The sequence below is a fragment of the Streptomyces sp. NBC_00425 genome, assembly GCF_036030735.1.
Classification (GTDB): Bacteria; Actinomycetota; Actinomycetes; order Streptomycetales; family Streptomycetaceae; genus Streptomyces.
In genome coordinates this window covers 5,459,091-5,481,073 of the sequence record NZ_CP107928.1, presented here as the reverse complement: position 1 = coordinate 5,481,073, position 21,983 = coordinate 5,459,091, and the positions used below count along the sequence as shown (strand labels likewise).

Annotated in this window: 28 protein-coding genes; 10 read left to right on the top strand and 18 right to left on the bottom strand. The window is 72.9% G+C overall.

The annotated features are described in order from the left end of the window. The first annotated feature begins 145 nt into the window (after positions 1–145). A complete protein-coding gene (locus tag OHS82_RS23760) occupies positions 146–343 on the top strand; it encodes a hypothetical protein (RefSeq protein WP_057578941.1) in 198 nt (65 codons plus the stop codon). Between the two features lie 96 nt (positions 344–439). Here OHS82_RS23760 and OHS82_RS23755 read toward each other — a convergent pair whose 3' ends face one another. Genes OHS82_RS23755 through OHS82_RS23740 form a run of 4 tightly spaced genes read right to left on the bottom strand, consistent with a single transcriptional unit; the run spans position 440 to position 2,811 of the window. Beyond that, positions 440–778: an XRE family transcriptional regulator gene (locus OHS82_RS23755; RefSeq protein WP_057578944.1), complete on the bottom strand. Its 339-nt coding sequence runs from the start codon at positions 776–778 to the stop codon at positions 440–442. After that, positions 775–966 carry a type II toxin-antitoxin system RelE/ParE family toxin gene (locus OHS82_RS23750; RefSeq protein WP_328434430.1) on the bottom strand — a complete coding sequence of 64 codons (192 nt, stop codon included), beginning with the start codon at positions 964–966 and terminating at the stop codon, positions 775–777. Before OHS82_RS23750 ends, OHS82_RS23755 begins: the two co-directional genes overlap by 4 nt. Before the next feature lie 5 nt (positions 967–971). Beyond that, positions 972–1,151 (bottom strand): hypothetical protein, encoded by a 180-nt coding sequence (locus OHS82_RS23745; RefSeq protein ID WP_328434429.1) that lies wholly within the window; start codon positions 1,149–1,151, stop codon positions 972–974. A gap of 52 nt (positions 1,152–1,203) precedes the next feature. After that, a complete protein-coding gene (locus OHS82_RS23740) occupies positions 1,204–2,811 on the bottom strand; it encodes a FadD3 family acyl-CoA ligase (RefSeq protein WP_057579381.1) in 1,608 nt (535 codons plus the stop codon). A 115-nt stretch (positions 2,812–2,926) separates the two neighbouring features. On the opposite strand from OHS82_RS23740, the gene OHS82_RS23735 reads away from it, so the two are divergent. From OHS82_RS23735 to OHS82_RS23725, 3 genes are read left to right on the top strand one after another with little or no spacing between them, the layout of a single operon-like run. Further along, entirely contained in the window at positions 2,927–4,072 is a 1,146-nt protein-coding gene (locus OHS82_RS23735) for a lipid-transfer protein (protein ID WP_057578945.1), read from the top strand. A 23-nt stretch (positions 4,073–4,095) separates the two neighbouring features. After that, positions 4,096–4,512: a Zn-ribbon domain-containing OB-fold protein gene (locus tag OHS82_RS23730; RefSeq protein WP_328434428.1), complete on the top strand. Its 417-nt coding sequence runs from the start codon at positions 4,096–4,098 to the stop codon at positions 4,510–4,512. A gap of 44 nt (positions 4,513–4,556) precedes the next feature. Then, positions 4,557–5,330: an enoyl-CoA hydratase/isomerase family protein gene (locus OHS82_RS23725; RefSeq protein ID WP_057579383.1), complete on the top strand. Its 774-nt coding sequence runs from the start codon at positions 4,557–4,559 to the stop codon at positions 5,328–5,330. 6 nt (positions 5,331–5,336) lie between these two features. On the opposite strand, the gene OHS82_RS23720 is transcribed toward OHS82_RS23725, so the two are convergent. From OHS82_RS23720 to OHS82_RS23710, 3 genes are all read right to left on the bottom strand, one after another. After that, positions 5,337–5,900 carry a hypothetical protein gene (locus OHS82_RS23720; protein WP_057578949.1) on the bottom strand — a complete coding sequence of 188 codons (564 nt, stop codon included), beginning with the start codon at positions 5,898–5,900 and terminating at the stop codon, positions 5,337–5,339. Between the two features lie 210 nt (positions 5,901–6,110). Then, positions 6,111–8,483 (bottom strand): outer membrane protein assembly factor BamB family protein, encoded by a 2,373-nt coding sequence (locus tag OHS82_RS23715; RefSeq protein WP_057578951.1) that lies wholly within the window; start codon positions 8,481–8,483, stop codon positions 6,111–6,113. Between the two features lie 177 nt (positions 8,484–8,660). Further along, positions 8,661–9,383 (bottom strand): VOC family protein, encoded by a 723-nt coding sequence (locus OHS82_RS23710; RefSeq protein WP_057578953.1) that lies wholly within the window; start codon positions 9,381–9,383, stop codon positions 8,661–8,663. A gap of 134 nt (positions 9,384–9,517) precedes the next feature. Between OHS82_RS23710 and OHS82_RS23705 the strand changes: the two genes are divergently transcribed. After that, a complete protein-coding gene (locus OHS82_RS23705) occupies positions 9,518–10,153 on the top strand; it encodes a TetR family transcriptional regulator (protein ID WP_057578955.1) in 636 nt (211 codons plus the stop codon). A 131-nt stretch (positions 10,154–10,284) separates the two neighbouring features. On the opposite strand, the gene OHS82_RS23700 is transcribed toward OHS82_RS23705, so the two are convergent. Beyond that, positions 10,285–10,737: an Lrp/AsnC family transcriptional regulator gene (locus tag OHS82_RS23700; protein WP_057578957.1), complete on the bottom strand. Its 453-nt coding sequence runs from the start codon at positions 10,735–10,737 to the stop codon at positions 10,285–10,287. Between the two features lie 82 nt (positions 10,738–10,819). On the opposite strand from OHS82_RS23700, the gene OHS82_RS23695 reads away from it, so the two are divergent. Continuing rightward, positions 10,820–11,440 (top strand): LysE family translocator, encoded by a 621-nt coding sequence (locus OHS82_RS23695; RefSeq protein WP_057578959.1) that lies wholly within the window; start codon positions 10,820–10,822, stop codon positions 11,438–11,440. Between the two features lie 168 nt (positions 11,441–11,608). Here OHS82_RS23695 and OHS82_RS23690 read toward each other — a convergent pair whose 3' ends face one another. Together OHS82_RS23690 and OHS82_RS23685 are read right to left on the bottom strand one after the other, a co-directional pair. Further along, entirely contained in the window at positions 11,609–12,088 is a 480-nt protein-coding gene (locus OHS82_RS23690; protein WP_328434427.1) for a nitroreductase/quinone reductase family protein, read from the bottom strand. After that, positions 12,085–13,299: an acyl-CoA dehydrogenase family protein gene (locus OHS82_RS23685; protein WP_057578961.1), complete on the bottom strand. Its 1,215-nt coding sequence runs from the start codon at positions 13,297–13,299 to the stop codon at positions 12,085–12,087. The genes OHS82_RS23690 and OHS82_RS23685 overlap by 4 nt, the downstream gene beginning before the upstream one ends. A 79-nt stretch (positions 13,300–13,378) precedes the next feature. On the opposite strand from OHS82_RS23685, the gene OHS82_RS23680 reads away from it, so the two are divergent. The 3 genes from OHS82_RS23680 to OHS82_RS23670 all read left to right on the top strand — a co-directional run bounded on the left by OHS82_RS23680 (position 13,379) and on the right by OHS82_RS23670 (position 16,512). Next, positions 13,379–14,551 (top strand): thiolase C-terminal domain-containing protein, encoded by a 1,173-nt coding sequence (locus OHS82_RS23680; RefSeq protein WP_057578963.1) that lies wholly within the window; start codon positions 13,379–13,381, stop codon positions 14,549–14,551. Positions 14,552–14,844: 293 nt separating this feature from the next. Then, a complete protein-coding gene (locus tag OHS82_RS23675) occupies positions 14,845–15,831 on the top strand; it encodes an expansin EXLX1 family cellulose-binding protein (RefSeq protein ID WP_328434426.1) in 987 nt (328 codons plus the stop codon). Between the two features lie 15 nt (positions 15,832–15,846). Next, complete coding sequence (locus OHS82_RS23670; protein ID WP_057578966.1) at positions 15,847–16,512, top strand: pyridoxine/pyridoxamine 5'-phosphate oxidase; 666 nt, start codon at positions 15,847–15,849, stop codon at positions 16,510–16,512. Positions 16,513–16,565: 53 nt separating this feature from the next. Here OHS82_RS23670 and OHS82_RS23665 read toward each other — a convergent pair whose 3' ends face one another. From OHS82_RS23665 to OHS82_RS23630, 8 genes are all read right to left on the bottom strand, one after another. Further along, positions 16,566–16,904, bottom strand: coding sequence for a helix-turn-helix domain-containing protein (locus tag OHS82_RS23665; protein WP_057578968.1), 339 nt, complete (start codon positions 16,902–16,904; stop codon positions 16,566–16,568). Further along, entirely contained in the window at positions 16,901–17,221 is a 321-nt protein-coding gene (locus tag OHS82_RS23660) for a hypothetical protein (RefSeq protein ID WP_328434425.1), read from the bottom strand. The genes OHS82_RS23665 and OHS82_RS23660 overlap by 4 nt, the downstream gene beginning before the upstream one ends. A gap of 78 nt (positions 17,222–17,299) precedes the next feature. Then, complete coding sequence (locus OHS82_RS23655; protein ID WP_328434424.1) at positions 17,300–18,157, bottom strand: GNAT family N-acetyltransferase; 858 nt, start codon at positions 18,155–18,157, stop codon at positions 17,300–17,302. A gap of 51 nt (positions 18,158–18,208) precedes the next feature. Then, the gene (locus tag OHS82_RS23650) at positions 18,209–18,871 is read right to left on the bottom strand and encodes a GNAT family N-acetyltransferase (protein WP_328434423.1); all 663 of its coding nucleotides are present in this window, start codon (positions 18,869–18,871) and stop codon (positions 18,209–18,211) included. 4 nt (positions 18,872–18,875) lie between these two features. After that, entirely contained in the window at positions 18,876–19,304 is a 429-nt protein-coding gene (locus OHS82_RS23645) for a Zn-ribbon domain-containing OB-fold protein (protein ID WP_328434422.1), read from the bottom strand. After that, positions 19,301–19,753, bottom strand: coding sequence for a DoxX family membrane protein (locus tag OHS82_RS23640; RefSeq protein ID WP_057578974.1), 453 nt, complete (start codon positions 19,751–19,753; stop codon positions 19,301–19,303). Before OHS82_RS23640 ends, OHS82_RS23645 begins: the two co-directional genes overlap by 4 nt. A 111-nt stretch (positions 19,754–19,864) precedes the next feature. Then, positions 19,865–20,056 (bottom strand): hypothetical protein, encoded by a 192-nt coding sequence (locus OHS82_RS23635; RefSeq protein WP_328434421.1) that lies wholly within the window; start codon positions 20,054–20,056, stop codon positions 19,865–19,867. Between the two features lie 11 nt (positions 20,057–20,067). Further along, positions 20,068–20,919 (bottom strand): helix-turn-helix domain-containing protein, encoded by an 852-nt coding sequence (locus tag OHS82_RS23630; RefSeq protein ID WP_328434420.1) that lies wholly within the window; start codon positions 20,917–20,919, stop codon positions 20,068–20,070. 260 nt (positions 20,920–21,179) lie between these two features. On the opposite strand from OHS82_RS23630, the gene OHS82_RS23625 reads away from it, so the two are divergent. Beyond that, on the top strand, positions 21,180–21,698 hold the full coding sequence (locus OHS82_RS23625) for an ATP-binding protein (RefSeq protein WP_328434419.1): 519 nt from the start codon (positions 21,180–21,182) through the stop codon (positions 21,696–21,698). The last annotated feature ends 285 nt before the right edge of the window (positions 21,699–21,983 follow it).

Here is a 21,983-nt window from a genome sequence, read left to right as displayed (position 1 = left end):
GGGCGGGGGTCCTGTGAATCAGGCCACGGGACACCCCCTAGGGTGAACGGCCTTGCGGGACCCACCCGGCAATCCACGGGGGAACTGCCGGGTGAGTCCCGCCCCACTCCGTTCCATCCCGCTTCACGTTCCTAGGAGTCACCTCATGGCCGACAACACCGGCACCGTCAAGCCCGCCGACTTCCACGCGACGAGCGAGAAGGCCGAGGCCCCGGCGGTCGTCACCGAGTCGAAGCCGGCCGCGGAGGCCGCCGGCGAGGAGATCACCACCAAGGACTTCCACGCCACGACCGAGCCGCTGAACAAGCCGGCCGACTTCCACGCGACCGGCGAGACGGCCTGACACAGAGCCACATCGCACGGGGATCGGCCGCGGCGGCGCGGAGGGGAGCCGCCGCGGCCGAGGCGTGTCCGGAGCCGGCCGGCTGCCCGCGGCAGGTCACGCCACCGTGTAATGCGTGTCCCCGAAGTCCGCGACGATCCTGAGTTCGCCGCCCAGGGCCCGCACATAGGAGCGCAGGGTGGCGACCTCCGTACGATCGATCTCCCCGTGCTCGATCGCCGAGATCCGGGGGGCGGACACCCCCATCGAGTCGGCGATGTCACGCTGGGTGAGATCCTGCTCCCGGCGGAGCTCGGCGAGCTTGTAGGCCCGGACCTCGGCGAGCAGGCGGTCCATGTCGGCCCGCTTCTCTTCCGGGGACCGAACGGGCAGCCCTGCGGCCCGTCGACTCTCGTCCGCCCGCCGCTTCACTTCCTCCCAGCCGACGGTGCTCATTCGTACTCCCTCGTTTCCAGCTCGGCGATGTGCTCGCCGTAGCGCTTCTCGGCGATCGGGATGTTGGACTCGTACCAACCGTTCCGCCGTCCTGCTTTGTCACCGGCGACCAGAAGGACCGCCCGGCGTGCCGGGTCGAAGGCGAACAGAATGCGGATCTCGGTGTTCCCACCGGACCCGGGCCGCAACTCCTTCAGATGGCGCTGTTCCGCACCTTTGATCCGGTCGACGAGAGGCCGGCAAGCGCAGGTCCGAAGTACGAGAGCGCGTCGATGGCGTCCTCCACCTGATGGGCGCTGCCGTCGTCGGCCCGCACCAGTCCGTCGAACCACGCCGCCACTTCGGCGACCAGAACCACTTCCCATCGAGCCATGCCACGGAAATTAATGCAAGCATTAACTCCGCCGGGCGGGTTCCGGGTCTGTTCACTCCTGCGGGGGACGCCGGCGCAGCCCCCGCAGTTCGCCCTTCAGCACCTTGCCGCCGGCGTTGCGCGGGAGCGCGCTCACGAACTCCACCGACCTCGGCACCTTGTAGTTCGCCATCTCCCGCCGGGACCAGGCGATCAGGTCGTCGGACGTGGACACCGCGCCCGGCCGCCGCACGACATAGGCCCTGCCCACCTCGCCCAGGCGGGCGTCGGGCACGCCGATCACGGCGACGTCGGCCACGTCCGGGTGCAGGCCGAGGAGTTGCTCTATCTCCGCCGGGTAGGCGTTGAAGCCGCCGACGATGAACATGTCCTTGATCCGGTCGGTGATGCGCAGGTTGCCCGCCGCGTCCAGGACGCCCACGTCCCCGGTGCGCAGCCAGCCGTCGGGGGTCAGCGTCTGAGCCGTCGCCGCCGGGTCCTCGTAGTAGCCGCGCATGACGTGGAAGCCCCGGACCAGCACCTCGCCGGGCATCCCCGGGGCCGCGTCCACGCGTACCTCGGTGCCCGGGATCGCACGGCCCGAGGTGGCGGCGACGACCGTGGGGTCGTCGCCGCGGCGGCACATCGTGACGACGCCGCTCGCCTCCGAAAGGCCGTACGCGGTGAGGACCGTCTCCACGCCCAGCTCGCCCCGCAGCCGTTCGACGAGCCGCAGCGGCACCACCGCCGCACCCGTCACCACCAGCCGCAGCGCCGAGAGGTCGTGCTTGTCGCGGGAGGCGTGGTCCAGGAGCGACTGGTGCAGGGTCGGCGGCCCGGGCAGCACCGACACCCGTTCCGCGGCCACGTTCGCCAGCACCGTGTCCACGTCGAACACGGGCTGCGGGATCATCGTCGCGCCCCGCATCAGGCTGGCGATCACGCCGGCCTTGTAGCCGAAGGTGTGGAAGAAGGGGTTCACGATCAGGTAGCGGTCGCCGTGCCGCAGCCCGGCCAGGTCGGTCCAGATCCCGTACGCCCGCAGGGTCTGCGCGTGCGTGATCACCGCGCCCTTGGGACGGCCCGTGGTGCCCGAGGTGAAGACGATGTCCGACGGATCCTCCCCGCGCACCGCGTCCGCCCGCTCCCGCACCTGCGCCCGCCCGACCCCCTCCCCGCTCGCCAGGAAGTCCTTCCAGGCCCGGAAGTCGGCCGGGGCGTCGTCGGAGAGGACGACGACCTGTTCCAGGGCGGGCAGTGCGGGCAGCGGGCCGGGCCCGGTGGGCGCCCCCTCGCCCGCCGCCCGGCGCAGCGACGCCACGTACGAGGTGCCGAGGAAGGCGCCCGTCACGAACAGCAGCCGCGCCCCGCTCCGGCGCAGCACGTCCACCGCCTCGACGCCCTTGAAGCGGGTGTTGACCGGGACCAGCACGGCCCCCGCCGACACCGCGCCCAGCGCCGCGACGATCCAGTCCAGCGAGTTCGGCGCCCAGATGCCGACCCGGTCGCCCGCCTGGACCCCGTTCGCCATGCAGGCCGCCGCCGCACGCTCGATCCGGGCGCCGAGCTCCGCGTAGCCGATCCGGGTGCGGCCCTCCACCACCGCCTCGGCGTCGGCGTACCGCTCGGCCGCCGCGCGCACCAGGCCCGGGATGCTGCCCCATTTCACGTCTGCGCGCATCACGTCCGCGTCTTCGCGCATCACGGCCTCCCCGCCATTAGCTGACTACCCGTCAGATTAGCGGTAGCCTGACGGCCTGTCAGCCGCCATTTCGCATTGCGGAGGTGCGTGCAGCGTGACCCTCAAGGACGCCACCGCCATCGTCGGCATCGGCCAGACCGCGTTCGCCAAGCACCTCCCCGAGTCGGAGCGGGCCCTCGCCTGCCGGGCGGTCCTCGCCGCCCTCGACGACGCCGGGATCGACCCGGGCGAGGTCGACGCCCTCGCCTCCTACACCATGGAGGAGACCGACGAGGTCGAGCTGGCGAAGGCCGTCGGCTTCGGGGACCTGACCTACTTCAGCAAGGTCGGCTTCGGCGGCGGCGGTTCCTGCGCCACCGTCGCGCACCTCGCCGGCGCCATCGCCGCCGGACAGGCCACCGTGGGCGTCGCCTGGCGCTCGCGCAAGCGGGGCAGCGGGCCGCGCCCGTGGACCAACACATCCGTCCAACTGCCCACCCCGGCCCAGTGGACGCGCCCCTTCGGCCTGCTGCGGCCGGCCGACGAGATAGCCATGCTGGCCCGCCGCTACCTGCACGAGTACGGCGCCACCCGCGACCACCTGTTCAACGTCGCGCTCGCCTGCCGCAACCGGGCCAACCGCAACCCGGCCGCGATCATGTACGACAGGCCGCTCACCCGCGAGATGTACATGACCGCCCGGTGGATCAGCGAGCCGCTCTGCCTCTACGACAACTGCCTGGAGACCGACGGCGCGCTGGCCTGCGTGATCGTCGGCCGGGAACGTGCGCGGGACTGCCGCAGCACACCGGTCTACGTCCACTCCGCCGCCCAGGGCCTGCCCGCCCAGCACCACGGCATGGTCAACTACTGGAACGACGACCCGCTCACCGGGCCCGCCTGGGCGGCAGCCCGACACCTGTGGAAACACGCCGACTTCACCCCCTCCGACGTCGACGTCGCCCAGATCTACGACGCGTTCACCCCGCTGGTCCCGCTCTCCCTTGAGGGCTACGGGTTCTGCGGTCGGGGCGAGGGCGGCGCGTTCACCGAGGGCGGCGCCCTGGAGACCGGCGGACGGCTGCCCCTGAACACCGGCGGCGGCGGACTCAGCGAGGCCTACGTCCACGGCTTCAACCTCATCAACGAAGGCGTCAAGCAGCTGCGCGGGACCAGCACCTCCCAGGTCCCCGGCGCCGCCACCTGCCTCGTCACCGCCGGCGAGGGCGTCCCGACGTCCGCCCTGCTGCTCCGCAACTGAACGCGCCGAGGAGGCGACCCACGATGCTCACCCCCGTCCCCGACGCCGACGGCGCCCCCTTCTGGGAGTACGCCGCCCGAGGCGAACTGCGGGTCCAGACCTGCGCCGACTGCGGCGAGCCCCGGTTCCCGCCCCGCCCCTGCTGTCCGCACTGCCGGTCGTTCGCGAGCGAGTGGCGGGAGACCTCCGGACGCGGGCGGATCTGGTCCTACGTCGTCCCGCATCCGCCCCTGCTGCCCGACTACGCCGCGCACGCCCCCTACGTCGTGCTCCTCGTCGAACTGACCGAGGCGCCACGGATCCGGCTGGTCGGCAACCTGGTGAGCGAGCCCGGGGCGGCCCTCGGCTCCGTCCCGCCGGACCGCGTGCGCATCGGCGCCCGGGTACAGGCCGTCTTCGACGCGGACGGACTTCCGCAGTGGGTCCTGGAGCGCCCGTGAACGAGCCCGGGAGCGAGCCCGTGAGTGAGCCCGTGAGTGAGCCCGTGAGCGTGCGGCTGGACGTCGACGAGAAGACCGCGGTCGCCGTCGTCACCCTCGACCGGCCGGAACGACTGAACGCCGTCGATCTCGAGACGGCCGACGCGTTCCGGCGGATCTGGCGCGAGCTGCGCTTCGACGACTCCGTGCGGGCCGTCGTCCTCACCGGGGCCGGCGGCCGGGCGTTCTCCACCGGGATCGACCGGGACGCCGTGGTGCCGCAGCCCGGCTCGCCCTTCATGCAGGACGATCCCCTGCTCACCGTCGGCCCCAAGGCGAACGACCTGTGGAAACCGGTCGTCGCCGCGGTCGAGGGGATGGCCTGCGGGGGCGCCTACTACCTGCTCGGGGAGTGCGAGTTCGTCGTCGCGGGCGCCGACGCCGCGTTCTTCGACCCGCACACCACCTACGGGATGGTCAGCGCGTACGAGTCGGTGCTGCTCGCGCAGCGGATGCCGTACGGGGAGGTCGCCCGGATGATGCTGATGGGCAACGCGGAACGGATCTCCGCCCGGCGCGCGTACGAGGTCGGCCTCGTCTCCGAACTCACCGAGGCAGGAGGTGCGCTGCCGGCCGCCGTGGCCTGCGCCGCGATCGTCGCCGGGTATCCGCCGGGCGGCGTCCAGGGCACCGTGCGGGCGCTGTGGTCGGCGAGGGAGGCGGCCCGCGCGACGGCGTTCGCGCAGGCCCCGCATCTCATCGCGCTGGGCAACCTGCCCGCCGGGCGGCAGGCGGAGCTGTTCGCCGGCCGGCGGGCTGCGGGGTTCCGGGTGCGGTGAGCGGCGTCACGTGGCCGGCGCGTACGGGTCCGGGATGCAGTGGTGGACCCGGGCGGCTGTGTCGGCGCCTGACAGGTCCACCCGTACGGTCGTCGTTTCGTAGCCCGCCACGTACTGCTGCGCGCTCTGCCTCTCCAGCCGTGCGGAATCGGCGTCGAAGAAGACGACCGTCACGGTGAAGCGGGCGCCGGCCGCGCGCGGGTTGGTCATCTCGACCGTGGCGTAGGGCCGGCTCGGCGAGGCGCAGCTCAGCAGCTTCACGGTGGCCTCGTGCAGCGTCGTGGACGGGCTGGAGGAGCCGGAGCCGCCGGACGTGCCGGACGTGCCGGACGTGCCGGACGTGTAGTCGTCGTCATCGTCGTAGTCGCGGTAGCGCGAGCCCGAGGTGCCGCCGCTCGACGACGAGGACGAGCTGTCGTGGTCCTGGCCGGAGCTGCTGCATCCGCCGCCGCTGCCGTGACCGCTGCTGTGCCCGTGCCCGTGACCCCGGCTGGTGGAGAAGCCGGTCAGCGCCAGCACCACCAGCACCGCGACCGCTGTGAACCTGAGTTTGCGCCCCCGTCGATCCATCCCGCCAGCCTAGGGGGACGCTGTCACGGTCATGTCACCGCATGGCGACCGGCCGGTCTCCGGCGTAGCGTCCGGGGTGAGAGCGACCGGCGGGCCGCTCCCCGCAGCGACGGCCGCCGTCCGGACCCCTTCCGCACCCCCGGCACGACGGCCGTCCCGGACGCGGGTCGAACCGGCCTGCCGGGGCCGGGGCCGGGCGGGGCGCCGTGGTCAGGCCGTGCGGGCGGTGCCCGTGCCCTTCTCGGCGTCCAGCGCGTACACGCAGCGGTCCTTGCTGCACGCGTACACGACGCCGTCGCGGACCACCGGGGAGCCGGTGATCTCGCCGCCGGTCGCCAGCTTCCAGCGCAGCCGTCCGTCGTCGGCCTTCAGGGTGTACAGCAGGTGGTCGGTGGAGCCGAAGTGGATACGGCCCTCCGCGACCGCCGGGGCGCCCACGATGTCGCCGCCCGCCTGGAAGCGCCACTTGGGGGTGCCCGTCACCGCGTCCAGGGTGTAGAGGCCCTTGCCGCTGCCGACGTGGACATGGCCGGCGGCCACCAGCACGGGGTCGACGGAGGAGCGGGCCTCGGTGGCGATGCGCCAGCGGTCGCGGCCGTCGGCGGCGTCGATCGCGTACACCGTGCCCAGATAGTCGGCGAGGTAGACGCCGCCGCCGGTGACCGCCGGCCCGGGCACGAAGGTCGGCGCGGAGAGGAACACCGCCGGGGCCTCGAAGTGCCAGCGCACCATGCCGCTCGCGACGTCGACGGCGAGCACCCGGGTGCCGGCGGAGAGGTAGACGTGACCGTCGGGGGCGGGGGTGACGCGGACCGGGACGCCGCCACAGGAGGCGGTGTCGCCGATCGGGTAGGACCAGCGCTCCTCGCCGGTGCGGGCGTCCAGGGCTCTGAGCCGGGCGTCCTGCCACACGTAGACCGTGCCGTCGTGCAGCGCCGGGCCGGCCTCCGGGGACTCGAAGTCGGTCTGGCAGCCGGTGATCTCCCAGAGCTTGCGACCGCTGGACGCCTCCCAGGCCTGGACGCCGCCGCCGCGGGTGCCCGTGACGAGCGTCCCCCGGTCGGCCTTGAGCGAGTACACCCAGGCGTCCGTCGACAGCCGCCACAGATCGCCGCCCTCTCGGGCGTCCAGCGCGAACAGGGTGGGGCCGTCGGAGGCGTGCACCCTGCCGTCGGCGACCGCCATCGACCAGGCCACGTCGCGCGTCTTGAAGCGGCGGCGGCCGGTCGCCACGTCCAGGGCGTGCACCTCGAAGGAGGTGACGTAGACGAGGTCCCCGGCGACGGACGGCGTGCCCCACACGTCGTTCGACATGCGGAACCGCCAGGGCCGCCAGCCCGCCGGGGTCTCCGCGGGCGCGTTCTGCGGGGCGGGCACGGTGGTGTCGGCGCCGTTGACGCCGGGTCGCGGGCGGGACCAGCCGGCGACCAGGCCGGGCTCCGCGACCGGCGCCTTCACCGCGGCCGTGGCGCGGACGTCGGCGACCCGGGGACCGGGGCCGATCGGCACCGCCGCGCCTGCCAGCCGGACCGGGCCGGTGTCGGGGGCCCCGACGGGTGCGGGCGCCGGACGGGAGAGGACCACGGGGTCGTGGGAGGGCGGGGGCGGCACGGGCGGGCCGACCGGCCGTGCCATCCCGACGCCTCCGCCGCTGCGAGGGCTCGGGGGTGCGGCCTTCACCGGGGGACGGCCGCCGCGGCGCGTCTCGATGAGGGTGACGGCCTTCTCGGGCAGCCACGCCGACGCCGTACCGCTGTCGTCCGAGCCGGAGCCGAAGAGGTGGGGGGCGAGCTGGGCCTGGAGGTCGGCCGGGTTGGGGCGGGCCGTCGCCTCCATCTGCATACAGGACTCGATGAGAGGGCGCAGCTCGTCGGGCAGGCCTTCCAGGTCGGGGCCCTCGCGCAGCAGCATGAAGACGGTCTCGACCGGGTTGGCGCCGTGGAAGGGCGGGTGGCCGGTGGCGGCGAAGACGAGCATCGAGCCGAGCGAGAAGACGTCGCTCGCGCCGGTCACGCTCCGCGAGTCCTTGGCCTGCTCGGGCGACATGTAGGCGGGGGTGCCGACGGCCACGTTCGTCATCGTCAGGCGCGTGTTCGAGACGCCGGACGCGATGCCGAAGTCGATCACCCGCGGACCGTCCTCGACCACCAGCACGTTGGACGGTTTCAGGTCGCGGTGGACCAGCCCCGCGCCGTGGATCGACTGGAGCGCCTCGGCGACGCCCGCCGCCAGCCAGCGCACCGCCTGGGCCGGCATCGGGCCGCAGTCGTTCACTATCTCCTCGAGGGAGGGCGCGGGCACGTACGCGGTGGCCAGCCAGGGCACGGCGGCACGCGGATCGGCGTCGACGACCGCGGCCGTGTAGAAGCCGGAGACCGCCCGGGCCGCCTCCACCTCGCGCGTGAAGCGCACGCGGAAGAGCTGGTCCTCGGCGAGCTCCGTGCGGACCGTCTTGATCGCCACGCGCCGGCCCGAGGCCGAACGTGCCAGATAGACCAGCCCCATGCCGCCGGCACCCAGCCGTCCCAGCACCTCGAACGGCCCGATCCGCCGAGGATCGTGCTGCGTCAGCTGATCCACCACTTGCCTGCCACCTCCCCGTACGAGCCGCGCCACCCACGTGTGTGCACGGCCCCGTGCAGCGTCTCACCACCGCACCGCCATGGCGGCACGCACCCTGATTCTTCCTGGCCGGGCGGCCGGTTGCGAACCCGGGGGCAATCGGGGTGTCTCATTCCATATCCGAGCAAAAAACACGGCTCAGCGCTGCAGAAGCGCGAACGACGCCCCTTGATTGTCTGTGACGACGGCCACGATTCCGTACGAAGCGGTGAACGGACCCGCCTGCACCCGCCCGCCGAGCCGGCTCACCGCGCCCAGAGCGGCCTCGCAGTCCGTGACGCCGAAGTGGACGAGGAAATGCGCCGGCATGATCTCCGGGAAGACGTCGCCGACCGGCGCCCGCCCGAAGTCGGGCTCGGCCTGCGGGCCGAACAGCGCCTCGTGGAAGAGGTGCCCGTAGAAGGTGTTGGCGGCCTCGGTGTCACGGGCGTAGAGCTGCGCCCACGCGAACGCGCCGGGTCGGTGCCGCACGCCGAAGCCGGGGTGGCCGGCCGCCTGCCACAGGCCGAAGACCGCGCCCTCGGGGTCGGCGGCCAGCGCGGCGGAGCCCGCCCCGTCGACCGGGAGCGGCGCCGTCACGACCTGGCCGCCGGCCCGCTGGATGCGACGGGCGGTCGCCTCCGCGTCCGGGGTGGCGAAATAGACCGTCCAGACGGTGGGCATCCGCCCGTCCGTCTTGTGGGCGAGCCCGGCGACCCGGGCGCCGTCCAGCCGGGCCCACACCGAGGAGCCGTAGGCCTCCTCGAAGTCCCATCCGAAAAGTTCACCGTAGAACCGCTTGCCCGCGTCCACATCGGGGAGCTGCGCGTCCACCCAGCAGGGGACGCCCTCCGCGTACACCGATGCCCTGTTTTCGGCCATGCAGCCAAACTAACGGCGCTTCACGCAAGCCGCAGACCAGGCACAGCCGCCTCCGCACCCCCGTGCACCCCATTTGCAGTCGGCCGAATCGCGCTCCGATCACCCCTCGGTAAGCTGACGGCATGACAGGACAAGTGCGTACCGTCGACGGCCGCGTGGCCGGTCGACGCGGGCAGGCGACGCGGCAGAAGCTGCTCGACTGCCTCAGCGAGATGCTCAGCTCCTCTCCCTACCGGGACGTCAAGGTCATCGATGTCGCCCGGAAGGCAGGCACTTCGCCCGCGACGTTCTACCAGTACTTCCCCGACGTCGAGGGCGCCGTCCTGGAGATCGCCGAGCAAATGGCCGCCGAGGGGGCCGAGTTGACCGCCCTGGTCGAGGGGCGCTCCTGGGTCGGCAAGGCGGGCTGGCAGACGGCCCAGGAACTCGTCGACGGCTTCCTGGAGTTCTGGCGGAAGAACGACGCGATCCTCAGGGTCGTCGACCTCGGCGCGGCCGAAGGCGACAAGCGTTTCTACAAACTCCGGATGAAGATCCTCAACTCGGTGAACAACTCCCTGTCGGACGCGGTCGCCGAACTCCAGTCCAAGGGCAGGGTCGACAAGGACGTGAACCCGGCCGCGGTCGCCGGCGCGCTCGTCGCGATGCTCGCGGCGGTCGCCTCGCACCAGAAGGGCTTCCAGACCTGGGGCGTCAAGCAGGCCGAACTCAAGCCGAACCTGGCGCTGTTGGTACACCTCGGCATCACCGGCAAGAAGCCGACGAAGTAGCCGGCCGGGCCCCGCTTCTCCACGTCACGTCCTGTCTGCCGGGCGGCGGTTCACCCAGGTGAGCTGCCGCCTGCCGCACTCCCCGGCGCCCTCCGGCCCGCGGCACCCGGCCGGACGTGCGCGAGGAAGCCCTAGGCGGGCAGCGCCCGTCCCTTCACCACGTGCTTCATCACCAGCGTCGACGTCAGCCGCTGCACACCCGGCAGCGTCGCGAGCCGCTCGTCGTAGAGCCGCTGGAAAGCCGCGAGGTCGGCGGTGGCCACCCGCAGCAGGTAGTCCGGCTCCCCGAACAGCCGCTGCGCGTCCAGGACGTGCTCCACCTCGCCCACCGCCCGCTCGAACTCGGCGACCGTGTCCCGGTCCTCCTGCCGCATCGACACGAAGACCAGCGCCTCGAAGGTCAGTCCCACGGCGGACGGCTCCACCACGGCCCGGTAGCCGCTGATCGCCCCGGACCGCTCCAGCTCCCGCAGCCGCCGGTGACACGGCGAGACGCTCAGCCGCACCCGTGCGGCCAGCTCGGTCACGGTCAGCCGCCCGTCCTGCTGCAGCTCCGCAAGAATCTTCCGATCCACGTCGTCCATGAGGCAGATCTTCCCCCACAGTGCGAGAGACCGCGAAAACATCGGGAACACTTTCGGCCGCATCGCGCCTAATGTCCCCACCATGGACTCGGGAACCCTCCTCTCTTTCCTCGCCGTGGACCTGCTGCTGGTGTGCGTGCCGGGCGCCGACTGGGCGTATGTGATCTCCGCCGGGCTGCGCGGCCGCTCGGTGGGCGCGGCGGTGGGCGGGCTGGTGAGCGGCTACGCGCTGCACACGGCGCTGGCCGCGGCGGGCCTGGCGGTCCTGGTCGCGGGCTCGCCCGCGGTGCTGACCGGGCTGACGGCGGCGGGGGCCGCCTATCTGGTCTGGCTGGGCTGGAGCGTGCTGCGACGGCCGGGCACACCGGGCGCCGGAGAGGAGCTCGCGGCGGCCGGACCGCGCGTGTTCCTGCGCGGGGCGACGATCAGCGGCCTGAACCCCAAGGGGCTGCTGCTCTACCTGTCGGTCCTGCCGCAGTTCCTCAGCCCCGGCGCCGGACGCCTGCCGGTGGCCGCGCAGACGACCCTCCTCGGGCTGCTGCACATGGCGGCTTGCGCGGCCGTCTACCTCACGGTGGGCGTCCTGGCCCGCAGGCTGCTGGGCGCCCGCCCGGCGGCGGCCCGCGCGGTGACCCGCACCTCGGGGGCCGCGATGCTCGGGATCGGCGCGTTCCTGCTGCTCCAGCGCCTGGCCACCCTGTGACCGGAGCCCGTGGACGACACACGGATCGGGGCGACGGCCGGGGCGTGGATCAGACCGCAACCGGAACGTGGATCAGGCCGACGGCCGGGGCGTGGATCAGGCCGACGGCCGGGGCGTGGATCAGGCCGACGGCCGGGGCGTGGATCAGGCCGACGGCCGGGGCGTGGATCAGGCCGACGGCCGGGGCGTGATCCGGAACAGCCGGATCTCCCGCTCCACCCGCTCCTGGTAGGCGGCGTACGGCGGCCAGAACGTCAGCAGTGTCTTCCAGACCGCGGCCCGCTCCTCCCCCGCCAGCAGCACGGCCGTGACCGGTATGTCCGTGCCCTTCCAGCTGATCTCGGCGTCGGGATGGGCGAGCAGGTTGGCGGTCCAGGCCGGATGCCCGGTGCGGCCGAAGTTGGAGCCCACCAGGATCCAGCTCCCGCCGCCCTTCTCGGGCATGCAGGCGAGCGGCGTCCGCCGCGGCCGTCCGCTCCGCGCGCCGGTGGCCGTCAGGATCACGCCCGGCAGCAACTGGGCGCTGAGCAGCACCTTTCCCCGGGTGAGGCGGTGCACGGCCCGGTCGAGGGCGGGGATGACGTGCGGGGCCACCTTCGCGAACGCCCGTGTCGAGGACACCTTCTGCACCGCTCTGACGCCGATCACACGGTCACCTCCGTCTGTGCGAACAGTCCGGCCCGATCCGCCGCGTGGGCGCGCAGCCGGTGCACGGGCCCGAACAGCAGCTCGTCCCCGGCGGCCCGCTTGAAGTACAGATGCGCCTGGTGCTCCCAGGTGAAACCGATGCCGCCGTGCAGCTGGACGCCCTCGGCGGCGGCCCGGCGCAGCGCCTCCAACGCCTGGGCGAGCGCGAGCCCGCCGACCCGCTCCCGTGGGCCGGACCCACGCCCGTCGCCGCCGTCCCCGCCGGCCGCCCAGGCGGCGTAGTACGCGGCGGAGCGGGCCGCCTGGACCTGCACGTACACATCGGCGAGCCGGTGCTGCACGGCCTGGAAGGAGCCGATCGGCCGCCCGAACTGCTCCCGCTGCCCGAGGTACTCGACGGTCCGCTCCAGCGCCCGTCCGGCCGTCCCGACGGCCTCGCAGGCGAGGAAGGCGGCGGCGAAGTCCCCCGCGTCGGCGAGCGCCCCGGACACGTCGACCTCCTCCGTTCCCAGCAACTCGGCCGACACGTCCCTCAGTTGCACCCGTGCCTGCGGCCGGGTGGCGTCGAGGGCCGTCTGCCGCGTCCGGACGACGCCGGCGGAGTCCCCGGGAACCAGGAACAGCAGGGTCCGCGACCGTACGAAGCCCCCGGTGTGCGCGGCGACGAGCAGCAGTCCGGCGCTGTGCCCGTCGAGCACCTGCGCGGCCTCCCCGTACAGCCGCCAGCCGTCCCCCGACCGGCGGGCCTGCACACCGCCCGCCCGCCCGCCGCCGGACCAGGCGCCGCCGCCCGGCCCGGTCAGCCCGAGGGCCGTGGCGAGGGCGGACGCGGGCACGGCGAGCGCGGCGGTGAGCGTGCCGTCGGCGATCCGGGGCAGCAGGCCGCTCCGCTGGGCGTCGGCGCCGAGGGCGAGGATCAGGGGCGCGACGAGCACGGAGGTGGCGAGCAGCGGGCTCGGCGCGAGGGCCCGGCCGGTCTCCTCGGCGGCGAGGGCGAGGTCGGTGCGGGGGCAGCCGACGCCGCCGTGCGTCTCGGGGAGCGCGAGCCCGGGCAGCCCGAGCTGTTCGGCGAGGGCGGCCCACAGCGCGGGGTCGTGCCCGGCCGGGGCGTCGAGGGCGGCCCGGAGTTCCGCGGGGCCGCAGCGTTTGTGGAGCAGTTCGCGCAGTGTGCGGCGGATCTCGTCCTGCTCGGCGGTGAAGCCGGGGTCCATGGCCGCCCCTTCCAACGGATCTGACGGTCCGTCATATTAGGAGCTCGGCAGCGAGTTGCCCAGAGGAAGGTGGCCCTTCATGACAGTGCGGACCCGGAACGTGGCCGTCGTCGGCGTCGCGCTCTCCGACTGCGGCCGGGTCGACGAGGCGACTCCGCACGCCCTGCACGCCCAGGCATCCCGCCGGGCCCTGGCCGACGCGGGACTGGGGCGGGAGACGGTGGACGGCTTCGCCTCCGCCGGCCTGGGCACGCTCGCCCCGGTCGAGCTGGCCGACTACCTCGGCCTGCGCCCCACCTGGGTCGACTCCACCTCGGTCGGCGGCGCGACCTGGGAGGTGATGGCGGCGCACGCCGCCGACGCGATCGCCGCCGGCCACGCGAACGCCGTCCTGCTGGCGTACGGCGCGACACCCCGGGCCGACATCAGGGCGGGCCGCCGCGCCGGCACCTTCGCCTTCGGGGCACGCGGCCCCCTCCAGTTCGAGGCGCCCTACGGGCACACCCTGATCGCCAAGTACGCGATGGCCGCCCGCCGTCACATGCACGAGTACGGCACCACGATCGAGCAGCTGGCGGAGGTCGCCGTCCAGGCGAGGGCGAACGCGGCGCTGAACCCGGAGGCGATGTTCCGCACGCCGGTCACGGTCGACGAGGTGCTGTCCGGGCCGATGATCGCGGACCCCTTCACCAAGCTGCACTGCTGCGTCCGCTCCGACGGGGGCGCGGCGGTGCTGCTGGCGGCCGAGGAGTACGTGCGGGACTGCCGCACGGCGCCGGTGTGGATCCTGGGGACGGGAGAGCACGTCTCGCACGCCGCGATGTCCGAGTGGGAGGACTTCACGGTCTCCCCGGCGGCGACCTCGGGCCGGCTGGCCTTCGCCCGCTCCGGACTGCGCCCGGACGAGATGGACTTCGCCCAGATCTACGACGCGTTCACCTACATGACGTTGGTGACCCTCGAGGATCTGGGCTTCTGCGCGAAGGGCGAGGGCGGCCCGTTCGTGGAGAAGGGCCGGCTGCGGGTCGAGGGCGGCGCCCTGCCGGTCAACACGGACGGGGGCGGCCTGTCGGCCCAACACCCGGGGATGCGCGGCCTGTTCCTGCTGGTGGAAGCGGTACGGCAGTTGCGGGGCGAGGCCGGCCCGCGCCAGGTGCACGCCCGTGACGGCGGTCTGCCCCGCCTCGGCGTGGCCTGCGGCACCGGTGGCTGGTTCTGCTCCTCGGGCACGGTGGTGCTGGGCCGGGAGTGACCGTGCGGCGAGACCGCGCAGAAGCGCAACTGCGGCCGCCGTCCGGGACGGCCGGAACGCCGAGGCTGACGGCGGCGCGGGAACCCGCGGCCGGGGCGGGAGCGCGGGCCGGGGGACGAATCGGGGGCGCGGGCCGGGGCGAGTCGGGGGCGGCGATCTTTTTCGGGAGGGGCGGCAACCTTTCGTGGGGCGGCGGCCACTGAGGGGACGGAGGCCTTCGTGTTCGGGGGTCTCCGCGTCCGGGAGGGTCGTCTGCCGGACGGGCTCCGCCGAAACGCGTAAGGACTTCTCCCGTGGCAGCTTCCCCGCACCGCCGTTCCCACCGCCCCGAACGGCGCAAGGCCCGCGTCCCCGTGATCACCGTGGTGGCCGTGGCCGCCGTCGCGCTCGTCGTGTCCCTGGCCGTGGCCTTCCGTCCCGGCGGCGGCAGCGACGACGTACGGGAGGCGGCCGCGCCCGTCGCCGGCGCCCAGGTGAGCGGGTCGGCGACGCCGTCGCCGGCGGGGACGTCCGCCTCGCCGTCGCCGTCCACGTCGTCCTCGGCGTCCGCGAGCCCGAGCCCGACCGCGAGCGGGACGACGACTGCCTCCGCCACCCCGTCCAAACGAGCCTCGGCGAAGGCCGCCGCGCCCGCCGCCCGGGCGGCCTCCGGCGCGGGGCTGCTCGCCGGACGGATCCGGCCCGGCGCCTCCTACGACGGCGTCGCCACCGCCTACGACGCCGGCGACGGAAGCGGCGCCTGCTCCTTCGGCCCGACCTCCGACGTGATGACCGCGGCGATGAACACCGCCGACTACGAGACGTCCAAGGCGTGCGGCGCGTATGTGGCCGTCCGCGCGGCGGGCGGGGCGTCCATCACGGTCCGGATCACCAACGAGTGCCCGGCGCCCTGCGCGCCCGGTCAGCTCGACCTCAGCCGGCAGGCGTTCGCCAAGCTCGCCCCCCTCTCGACGGGCCGCATCGCGATCACGTGGAGCCTGCTGAGCCCGGCCACGTCGGACACCATCGCGATCCGCTACAAGATCGGCTCCAGTCAGTACTGGTGCGGCATCCAGGCGATCGGCCACCGCAACCCGCTGGCCCGGCTCGAGGTCCGCAGCGGCGGCTCCTGGGTCAGGCTGGCGCGCACCGGCTACAACTACTTCCTCTCCGAGCACGGCGCCGGCTGCGGCGGCGCGATCCGGCTGACCGACATCTACGGGGATCGGCTGACCGTCGAGGGGATCGCCGTCCGGCCGGACGCGGTGCAGTCGACCCGGGTCCAGTTCGCCCGCCACTGACCGGATACTCGGTGCATGGCCAAGGACCTTCATGAACTGCTGAGGACGCTGCGGGTGTGGGACCCGGAGGTGACGGAACTGCCGCCGTTCGACGCGTCGTCGGCCCCCGACGACCCGCTGTCCCTCTTCACGCAGTGGTTCGCGCAGGCGGTCGCGGCGGGCGAGCGGGAACCGCACACGATGACGTTGTCGACGTCGGACGAGGCGGGCCTGCCCGACGCCCGGATCGTCATGCTGCACGGCGCGGACGCGACCGGCTGGTCCTTCGCCACCCACGCCACCAGCGGCAAGGGACGCCAGCTCGCCGCCCGCCCGTACGCGGCCCTCACCTTCTACTGGCCGGTGCTGGGCCGCCAGGTCCGCGTCCGCGGCCCGGTCACCTCCGCGCCCTCCGAGGAGGCCCAGGCCGATCTGCACGCCCGCTCGACCGGCGCGCTGGCCGCCGCCCTGACCGGACGGCAGAGCGACGTCCTGGCGTCGGCGGAGGAGCTGACGGAGGCGTCGGAGGCCGCCTGGGAGCACGCCCGGCAGCACCCGACGGCAAAGTCCCCGACCTGGACGCTGTACCGGCTGCGCCCGGACGAGGCGGAGTTCTTCCAGGGCGACGCCGCCCGCCGCCACACCCGCCTGCGCTACCGCCGCACGGACGGGACCTGGTCCACAGACCTGCTGTGGCCCTGAGCCCGCCCTCAGGATCGGTCGGTGGCATGCGGGGAGCGGGGCGACACGAACGATCAGGCAGCGCGTTCTTCGAAGACCACCGTGTTGTACCCCTCGGAGGCCACATGCAGATCCACGGTGACGTCCAGCGCCGCGGCCAGCCTGACCAGCAGATCCGCGGTGAGAGGCAGCAGTCCGCCGAGCTCGATGGTCTCCACGTCCTCATCTGTCATCCCGAGCCGCTCGCCCAGGACTCCTCGGGACAGTCCGAGGGCCACCCGACGATCGTGCGCCAACTGGCCCAGCGCGAGTGCCAACCGGATCTGCTCCCGCTCGGCGACGACCTCCGGCGGCTCGACATATCCCTCGGCCGCTCGGCGTGCCCGCGACAGCTTCCAGCGGGTATGACTCACAGGTCCTCCCGGGGAGCCGCGGCGGGGCCATAGTCCCCGGTGTGGTTCCTGGTCAGCGCGGCCAGCAGTTCCGGGGCCGCGGGAACTTCGGCCGTGTGCTCCCAGGCGATGACCAGTTGGGCGACGGAGGCGCTGTTGCCGACGGAGTCCGCGGCCCGCATGGTGTCGACCGGTTCGGCACCGAACGCGTACACGTCGGCCTCCGGCAGGAAGCGGACCCAGGGGAAGGCGTCCGGCAGCATGTCGAGAAGTTCCCTGCTGCCGGGCTCCCGACAAGCCGACGAGACGTTCACTTCAGCGGTGTTTTCCGTGGCCATACGTGCGAACGTACTGAGGAGGCCTTGGTCCCGCCAGGCATAGCCTCCGCCCTCACCCGAACGGGACCAGCGGCTTCCTCACCCGAACGCGTGCACCGCGAAGTCCGTCACCGGGCGGTAGCCGATGCGCTGGTAGAGGCCGTTGCTCGTCGGGTTGGCGAGGTCGGTGAAGAGGAGGACCTCCGCCGCGCCGGAGGCCTGCGCCGCGCGGCTCACCTCGACGGTCGCCGCGCCCGCATAGCCGCGGCCGCGCAGCGCGGGCGGGGTGTACACGGGGGCGACCCGCACCTGGCCGGCGACCTGCGGGGTGGCGCCGGACATGGCGACGGGGGTGCCGTCCGGCGTCTCCCAGAGGGTGATCCCGCCGTAGGCGATCCGGGAGTCGGCCCAGGCGCCGGCGTCCTGGCCGGTGTGTGCGCCCGTGTCGTCCAGGAAGGCGTCGTGCCAGCGGATCAGCAGGTCGCGGTCGGCCGCGACGGCGACCCGCGCCCGGCCTTCCGGAACCGGTCCGGGGGACGTCAACTCACCCAGCCGGTAGAGGCGTTGCCGCTCGACCTGCCGCGACTCGAGGCCGGTCCTCCGGCTCCAGGCGGCCGCGAAGAGGGCGGCGGTGTCACGGTCCGAGGACACCCCGGGGAAGTCGTGTCCGTCGGCGGCCAGCCGCTCGGCGAGGGCCTCGGCCCCCTCCTCGGTCAGAGACGTGAGGTTGAGCCGGTGCGGGGGCGTGCGGAAGAACACCCCCGTGACGCCGTCGCCCGTGTCGAGCGCGCCGAAGAGGGGGTCTTCCGTGCCGTACACGTGCGGGCCCCTGCGGCGCAGACTGTCGACGACGGTCAGCGGGACCGTGTGCAGCGCGGGGCGGGAGCGCAGGAAATCGCCGGCGCGCTCGAGGAACGCGTCGAGGTCGTGGGTGAGATGCCAGTCGTCAGGGCGCATGGCCCATCGTGACGCGAGAGGGCCGCTCCCCGCCTGCCAATTACCGTGCCGTCAGGGGGACTCCGGCTCGGGGTCGGTCGACAGCCGGCCGTGCGCGTGGACGTCCCGGAAGGCGTCCGTGCGTCCGGCCTCCCACATCGCCCCGCGCAGCGTCCCCTCGTACCGGAAGCCGCAGCGCTCGGCGATCCGGCAGGAGGCGTCGTGGCCGAGGGCGTGACCCAGCTCCAGCCGGTGCAGACCGATCTCGGCGAACGCCCACCGGGCCGCGAGCAGCAGCGAGCGGGTGGCGACGTGCCGGCCCCGCGCCTTTGGAAGCACCCAGTAGCCGACGCTGGCGTGGCTCGGCACGCGTTCGATCGCGCTGACGCCGACCTGCCCGAGGATCGCCCCGTCGGCCGCGTCCGTGACGCAGAACGTCATCGAGCGTCCGGCGGCGGCGTCCGCCGTCTTGCTCTCCAGTGACTCCCGCGCACTGGCGGCGTCCGAAACCATCCGCAGCGGCGTGTTCCAGCGCAGGAACTCCGGATCGGTGAGCCCGCGCAGCCAGGCGTCCACGTCGGCTGCGGACTCCGGGTCCCAGACCCGCAGCCGGAGCCCGTGGCCGTCGACGACGGGCGCCGCCGGCAGAGCGGGCGGCGCGGACGGCCGAGAGGGGCCGCCGGGTGACACGAAGGGCGTGGCGGGCGCTGAGGAGGGCTCACGGATCTCGGTCATCCGCTCATTGAACACCTGTCCGGCCCGACGCGGGCGGCCCCTCGGCCACCGCCCGGAACACCGGCGCCCCGTCCCGGAAGACCACCGTCAGCGCCATGCCGGCGCGCGGCTCGGCTCCGCCCACCAGCTCCGTCGACATGCGCGGTCCCTCGGCGAGATCGACCATCGCGGCGACGTACGGCGTGCGCTCCCCGAAGGGCGGCAGGTCGTTTCGGTGGACGACGGACCAGGTGTAGAGGGTGGCCCGGCCGCTCGCGTCCTCCCAGGTGACGTCCTCGCTCCAGCAGTACGGACAGAACTCCCGGGGGTAGTGGTGGGCCCGCGCGCAGGCGCCGCACCGCCGGATCAGCAGCCGGCCCTCGGCGGCGGCGTCCCAGTAGACGCGGGTGAAGGCGTCGGCCTCGGGCAGGTCGTACCGGGCGGCCGCACTCATCGGAACCACCCCAGCGCGCTGTCCAGTGACCACGTCTGCCAGGCCATCCCGCCCAGCGCCACCGCGGAGATCAGCGCCATCATGGAGTTCTGCCCCTGCTCGGCCCAGTCATGGATCATGAGGACGAGGTAGAGCAGGTTGAGCAGCAGGCCCGCGGCCAGGGCGACCGGGGTGAGGAAGCCGAGGACCAGGCCGAGGCCGAGCGCCAGCTCCGCGTAGACGACGACGTACGCCATGACGCGCGGGCGCGGCTGCACCACCACGGCGAACCCGGAGCGGACGGCGTTCCAGCGGTGCTTCGCCGCCACGTCCGCCGCCCAGCCGATGCCGGCGCCGTCTTCGAACCAGGCCTTCTTGTCCTTGTGCCGCCAGCTCTCCAGCCACCACAGCCCGAGCCCGATCCGCAGCACCGCCAGCCACTCAGCCCCGTCGAGCCAGATCGCATCCATGAATCTGACGGTACGTCAGATGGCGTTGCCCGGGAACCCCACGGAAACCCCGCGAGGTCCCGGACGTCGCACACGCATGAGCCACTACATCCGACAGGACGGAGAGCCGCCTCAGAGCAGGTGATCGGCCTTCCCCGCCTTGATGTCGAGGATCATCGTCCGGAGCGCCTCACGGGAATCGACGAGGTAGACGTCCTCGGCGCCGGCTATGGCGATGTAGGCGTTGCCGTCGGGGTCGGTACCGAGGCGGAAGCAGGAGTTTCCCTCACCGCAGAACGGCTCATCCCAGGTGATCTCGCTCATGGGGGTTCTCCTCACAGATCGTTGGCGATGCTGCGGATGAGTTCGCACGACGCCGAGGGCGAAAGAGCGATGCGCTCCATCCAGTCCAGGTGGGCACGGTACTTCGCCAACTGGGTTTCCGCATGGAGGAACTCAGGCCCGTGGGAGCTGTCGAGCTGCACGGTGTCGAGCTGCGGTACGTGTCCCTCCGCGTACAACACGGTCTGCCCCGCCCCGGGGAACCCACCCGCGTCGAACGGGATAACCAGAAGCGTCACGTTGTCCTGCTCGGACTTCTTCAGCAGATGCTCCAGTTGGCCCCTCGCGACCTCCCGACCCCCGAAGCGCATCCGGAGCGCGGCCTCATGCACGATGGCGACGAACACCGGCGGACGGTCGCCGTCCAGCACCCGTTGACGCTCCACGCGGTGGGCGAGCCGCAAGGCGACCTCATGGTCCGGCAACTGCGGGACCACGACCCGAAAGACGGCGAGCGCGTGGTCGGAGGTCTGCAACAGCCCCGGGACATGCATGGAATAGGCGGCGCGCATCCGTACGGCGTGGCCTTCCAGCTCGGCGATGTCGAGCATCCCTTGGGGGAGTGAGCCACGGTACCTGTCCCACCAGCCCCGCTGCCCGGGGCGCGCCATCTCCGCCAGCGCGTCGACGTACTTCTCGTCGCGGCAGTCGCAGTTGCGGGCGAGCGTGCGCACACGTTCGGGGCTGATGGCGCGAATACCCGTCTCGATGTTGGAGATCTTGGCCCGGTCGACGCCGAGCAACCCGGCGGCCTTCTCCGCAGAGATTCCTGCCGAGGTGCGCATCTTCCGCACCTCGACCCCGACTCGCCTCTGACGCTCCGTCGGTGACGTCCTGGCTGCCATGCAGTTCCCTCCGCGTGTGGTCACAAGAAGTGTGCCGTCTACGCACACTGCGTAGCCACTGGGGGGTGAAGTTTCCCTGCTGGGGAACAAAATTGGCCCCACAGCCAGTACATTGGGTAGTGCGTCCACTACAGATGGCAGTCGGCAGTGCACCGCGCGAGCCTGCCCGCACGCTCCTCCCCTGGGAGGGGCGGGCCCGCGCCAGGGAGACGAGCCACCGACTGCGGCCGGAACACGATCACGAACGACAAGGAACCCCCATGCCCACCTCACGCTGTCCCATCGCCCCCACCTTCCCTGCGGACTTCAGCGCCCCCGTCCCCGAAACCCTTGCCTACAGCCTCACGCTCCCCGCGGCCTTGGCGAGCCCTGCCCTGGCGAGGACGACCACACGTGAGCTGCTCAAGGCGCACGGACTGCAAGACATGCTGGACCCGGCGCTCCAGGCGGTGGGCGAACTGACCGCAGTGGCCGCCCAGTTCACGGAGTCTCCGAACTTCTACGTCTCGCTCCGCTACCGGGCCGACACCTTGCGCGTGATCGTCTATGACAGCCACCCCCGCCACACACAGCCCCACCTCACCGCAGCGTGCGACACCCGCCGCCGTGCGGCCCTGCGAGTCCTCGCCTGCGTCTGCCGCTCCTGCGACGGCAGCTGGGGCTTCGGCGAGGCCCACGAACCCGGCGGCGGGACGCGAATGTGGGCGAGGCTGCCGAGGGCGAGCGCAGCAACATACGGCACACACGTCCCGCACACCCCCGCGCAGATGACCGCGTGAACCGCAAGGCCGGCCTGCGAAGGCGTTCCGCCATGAACGCCTTCGCAGGTGGGCGCAGAACCAGCCCCTTGCTGCGCCCGCGACCACGGTCTCCGGCTCCATCAACTACGGCAAGGGCGGAACCCAGACATGGCCGGCCACCGTTCCTCACGGCTCGACCACCTGGGCCTCAGAACCAGCGCACTAGCCCTTTGAATACCCTTAGAACCTTGGCTCCCAGCGAGGCCGACGCGAGCCACTCTCGATCCCTATCAACGCTCGACCGCGTCACTCCGGCCTCACCCC

What these genes read in the sequence shown, in the direction of transcription:
- OHS82_RS23720 (WP_057578949.1), bottom strand. Translation starts at nt 5,900, where the DNA reads ATGGATCGACGGGGGCGCAAACTCAGGTTCACAGCGGTCGCGGTGCTG.
- OHS82_RS23755 (WP_057578944.1), bottom strand. Translation starts at nt 778, where the DNA reads ATGAGCACCGTCGGCTGGGAGGAAGTGAAGCGGCGGGCGGACGAGAGT.
- OHS82_RS23635 (WP_328434421.1), bottom strand. Translation starts at nt 20,056, where the DNA reads ATGAGCGAGATCACCTGGGATGAGCCGTTCTGCGGTGAGGGAAACTCC.
- OHS82_RS23650 (WP_328434423.1), bottom strand. Translation starts at nt 18,871, where the DNA reads ATGACCGAGATCCGTGAGCCCTCCTCAGCGCCCGCCACGCCCTTCGTG.
- OHS82_RS23710 (WP_057578953.1), bottom strand. Translation starts at nt 9,383, where the DNA reads ATGGCCGAAAACAGGGCATCGGTGTACGCGGAGGGCGTCCCCTGCTGG.
- OHS82_RS23760 (WP_057578941.1), top strand. Translation starts at nt 146, where the DNA reads ATGGCCGACAACACCGGCACCGTCAAGCCCGCCGACTTCCACGCGACG.
- OHS82_RS23685 (WP_057578961.1), bottom strand. Translation starts at nt 13,299, where the DNA reads ATGGACCCCGGCTTCACCGCCGAGCAGGACGAGATCCGCCGCACACTG.
- OHS82_RS23625 (WP_328434419.1), top strand. Translation starts at nt 21,180, where the DNA reads ATGCCCACCTCACGCTGTCCCATCGCCCCCACCTTCCCTGCGGACTTC.
- OHS82_RS23640 (WP_057578974.1), bottom strand. Translation starts at nt 19,753, where the DNA reads ATGGATGCGATCTGGCTCGACGGGGCTGAGTGGCTGGCGGTGCTGCGG.
- OHS82_RS23745 (WP_328434429.1), bottom strand. Translation starts at nt 1,151, where the DNA reads ATGGCTCGATGGGAAGTGGTTCTGGTCGCCGAAGTGGCGGCGTGGTTC.
- OHS82_RS23700 (WP_057578957.1), bottom strand. Translation starts at nt 10,737, where the DNA reads ATGGACGACGTGGATCGGAAGATTCTTGCGGAGCTGCAGCAGGACGGG.
- OHS82_RS23660 (WP_328434425.1), bottom strand. Translation starts at nt 17,221, where the DNA reads ATGGCCACGGAAAACACCGCTGAAGTGAACGTCTCGTCGGCTTGTCGG.
- OHS82_RS23680 (WP_057578963.1), top strand. Translation starts at nt 13,379, where the DNA reads ATGACAGTGCGGACCCGGAACGTGGCCGTCGTCGGCGTCGCGCTCTCC.
- OHS82_RS23695 (WP_057578959.1), top strand. Translation starts at nt 10,820, where the DNA reads ATGGACTCGGGAACCCTCCTCTCTTTCCTCGCCGTGGACCTGCTGCTG.
- OHS82_RS23655 (WP_328434424.1), bottom strand. Translation starts at nt 18,157, where the DNA reads ATGCGCCCTGACGACTGGCATCTCACCCACGACCTCGACGCGTTCCTC.
- OHS82_RS23645 (WP_328434422.1), bottom strand. Translation starts at nt 19,304, where the DNA reads ATGAGTGCGGCCGCCCGGTACGACCTGCCCGAGGCCGACGCCTTCACC.
- OHS82_RS23740 (WP_057579381.1), bottom strand. Translation starts at nt 2,811, where the DNA reads ATGCGCGCAGACGTGAAATGGGGCAGCATCCCGGGCCTGGTGCGCGCG.
- OHS82_RS23670 (WP_057578966.1), top strand. Translation starts at nt 15,847, where the DNA reads ATGGCCAAGGACCTTCATGAACTGCTGAGGACGCTGCGGGTGTGGGAC.
- OHS82_RS23730 (WP_328434428.1), top strand. Translation starts at nt 4,096, where the DNA reads ATGCTCACCCCCGTCCCCGACGCCGACGGCGCCCCCTTCTGGGAGTAC.
- OHS82_RS23630 (WP_328434420.1), bottom strand. Translation starts at nt 20,919, where the DNA reads ATGGCAGCCAGGACGTCACCGACGGAGCGTCAGAGGCGAGTCGGGGTC.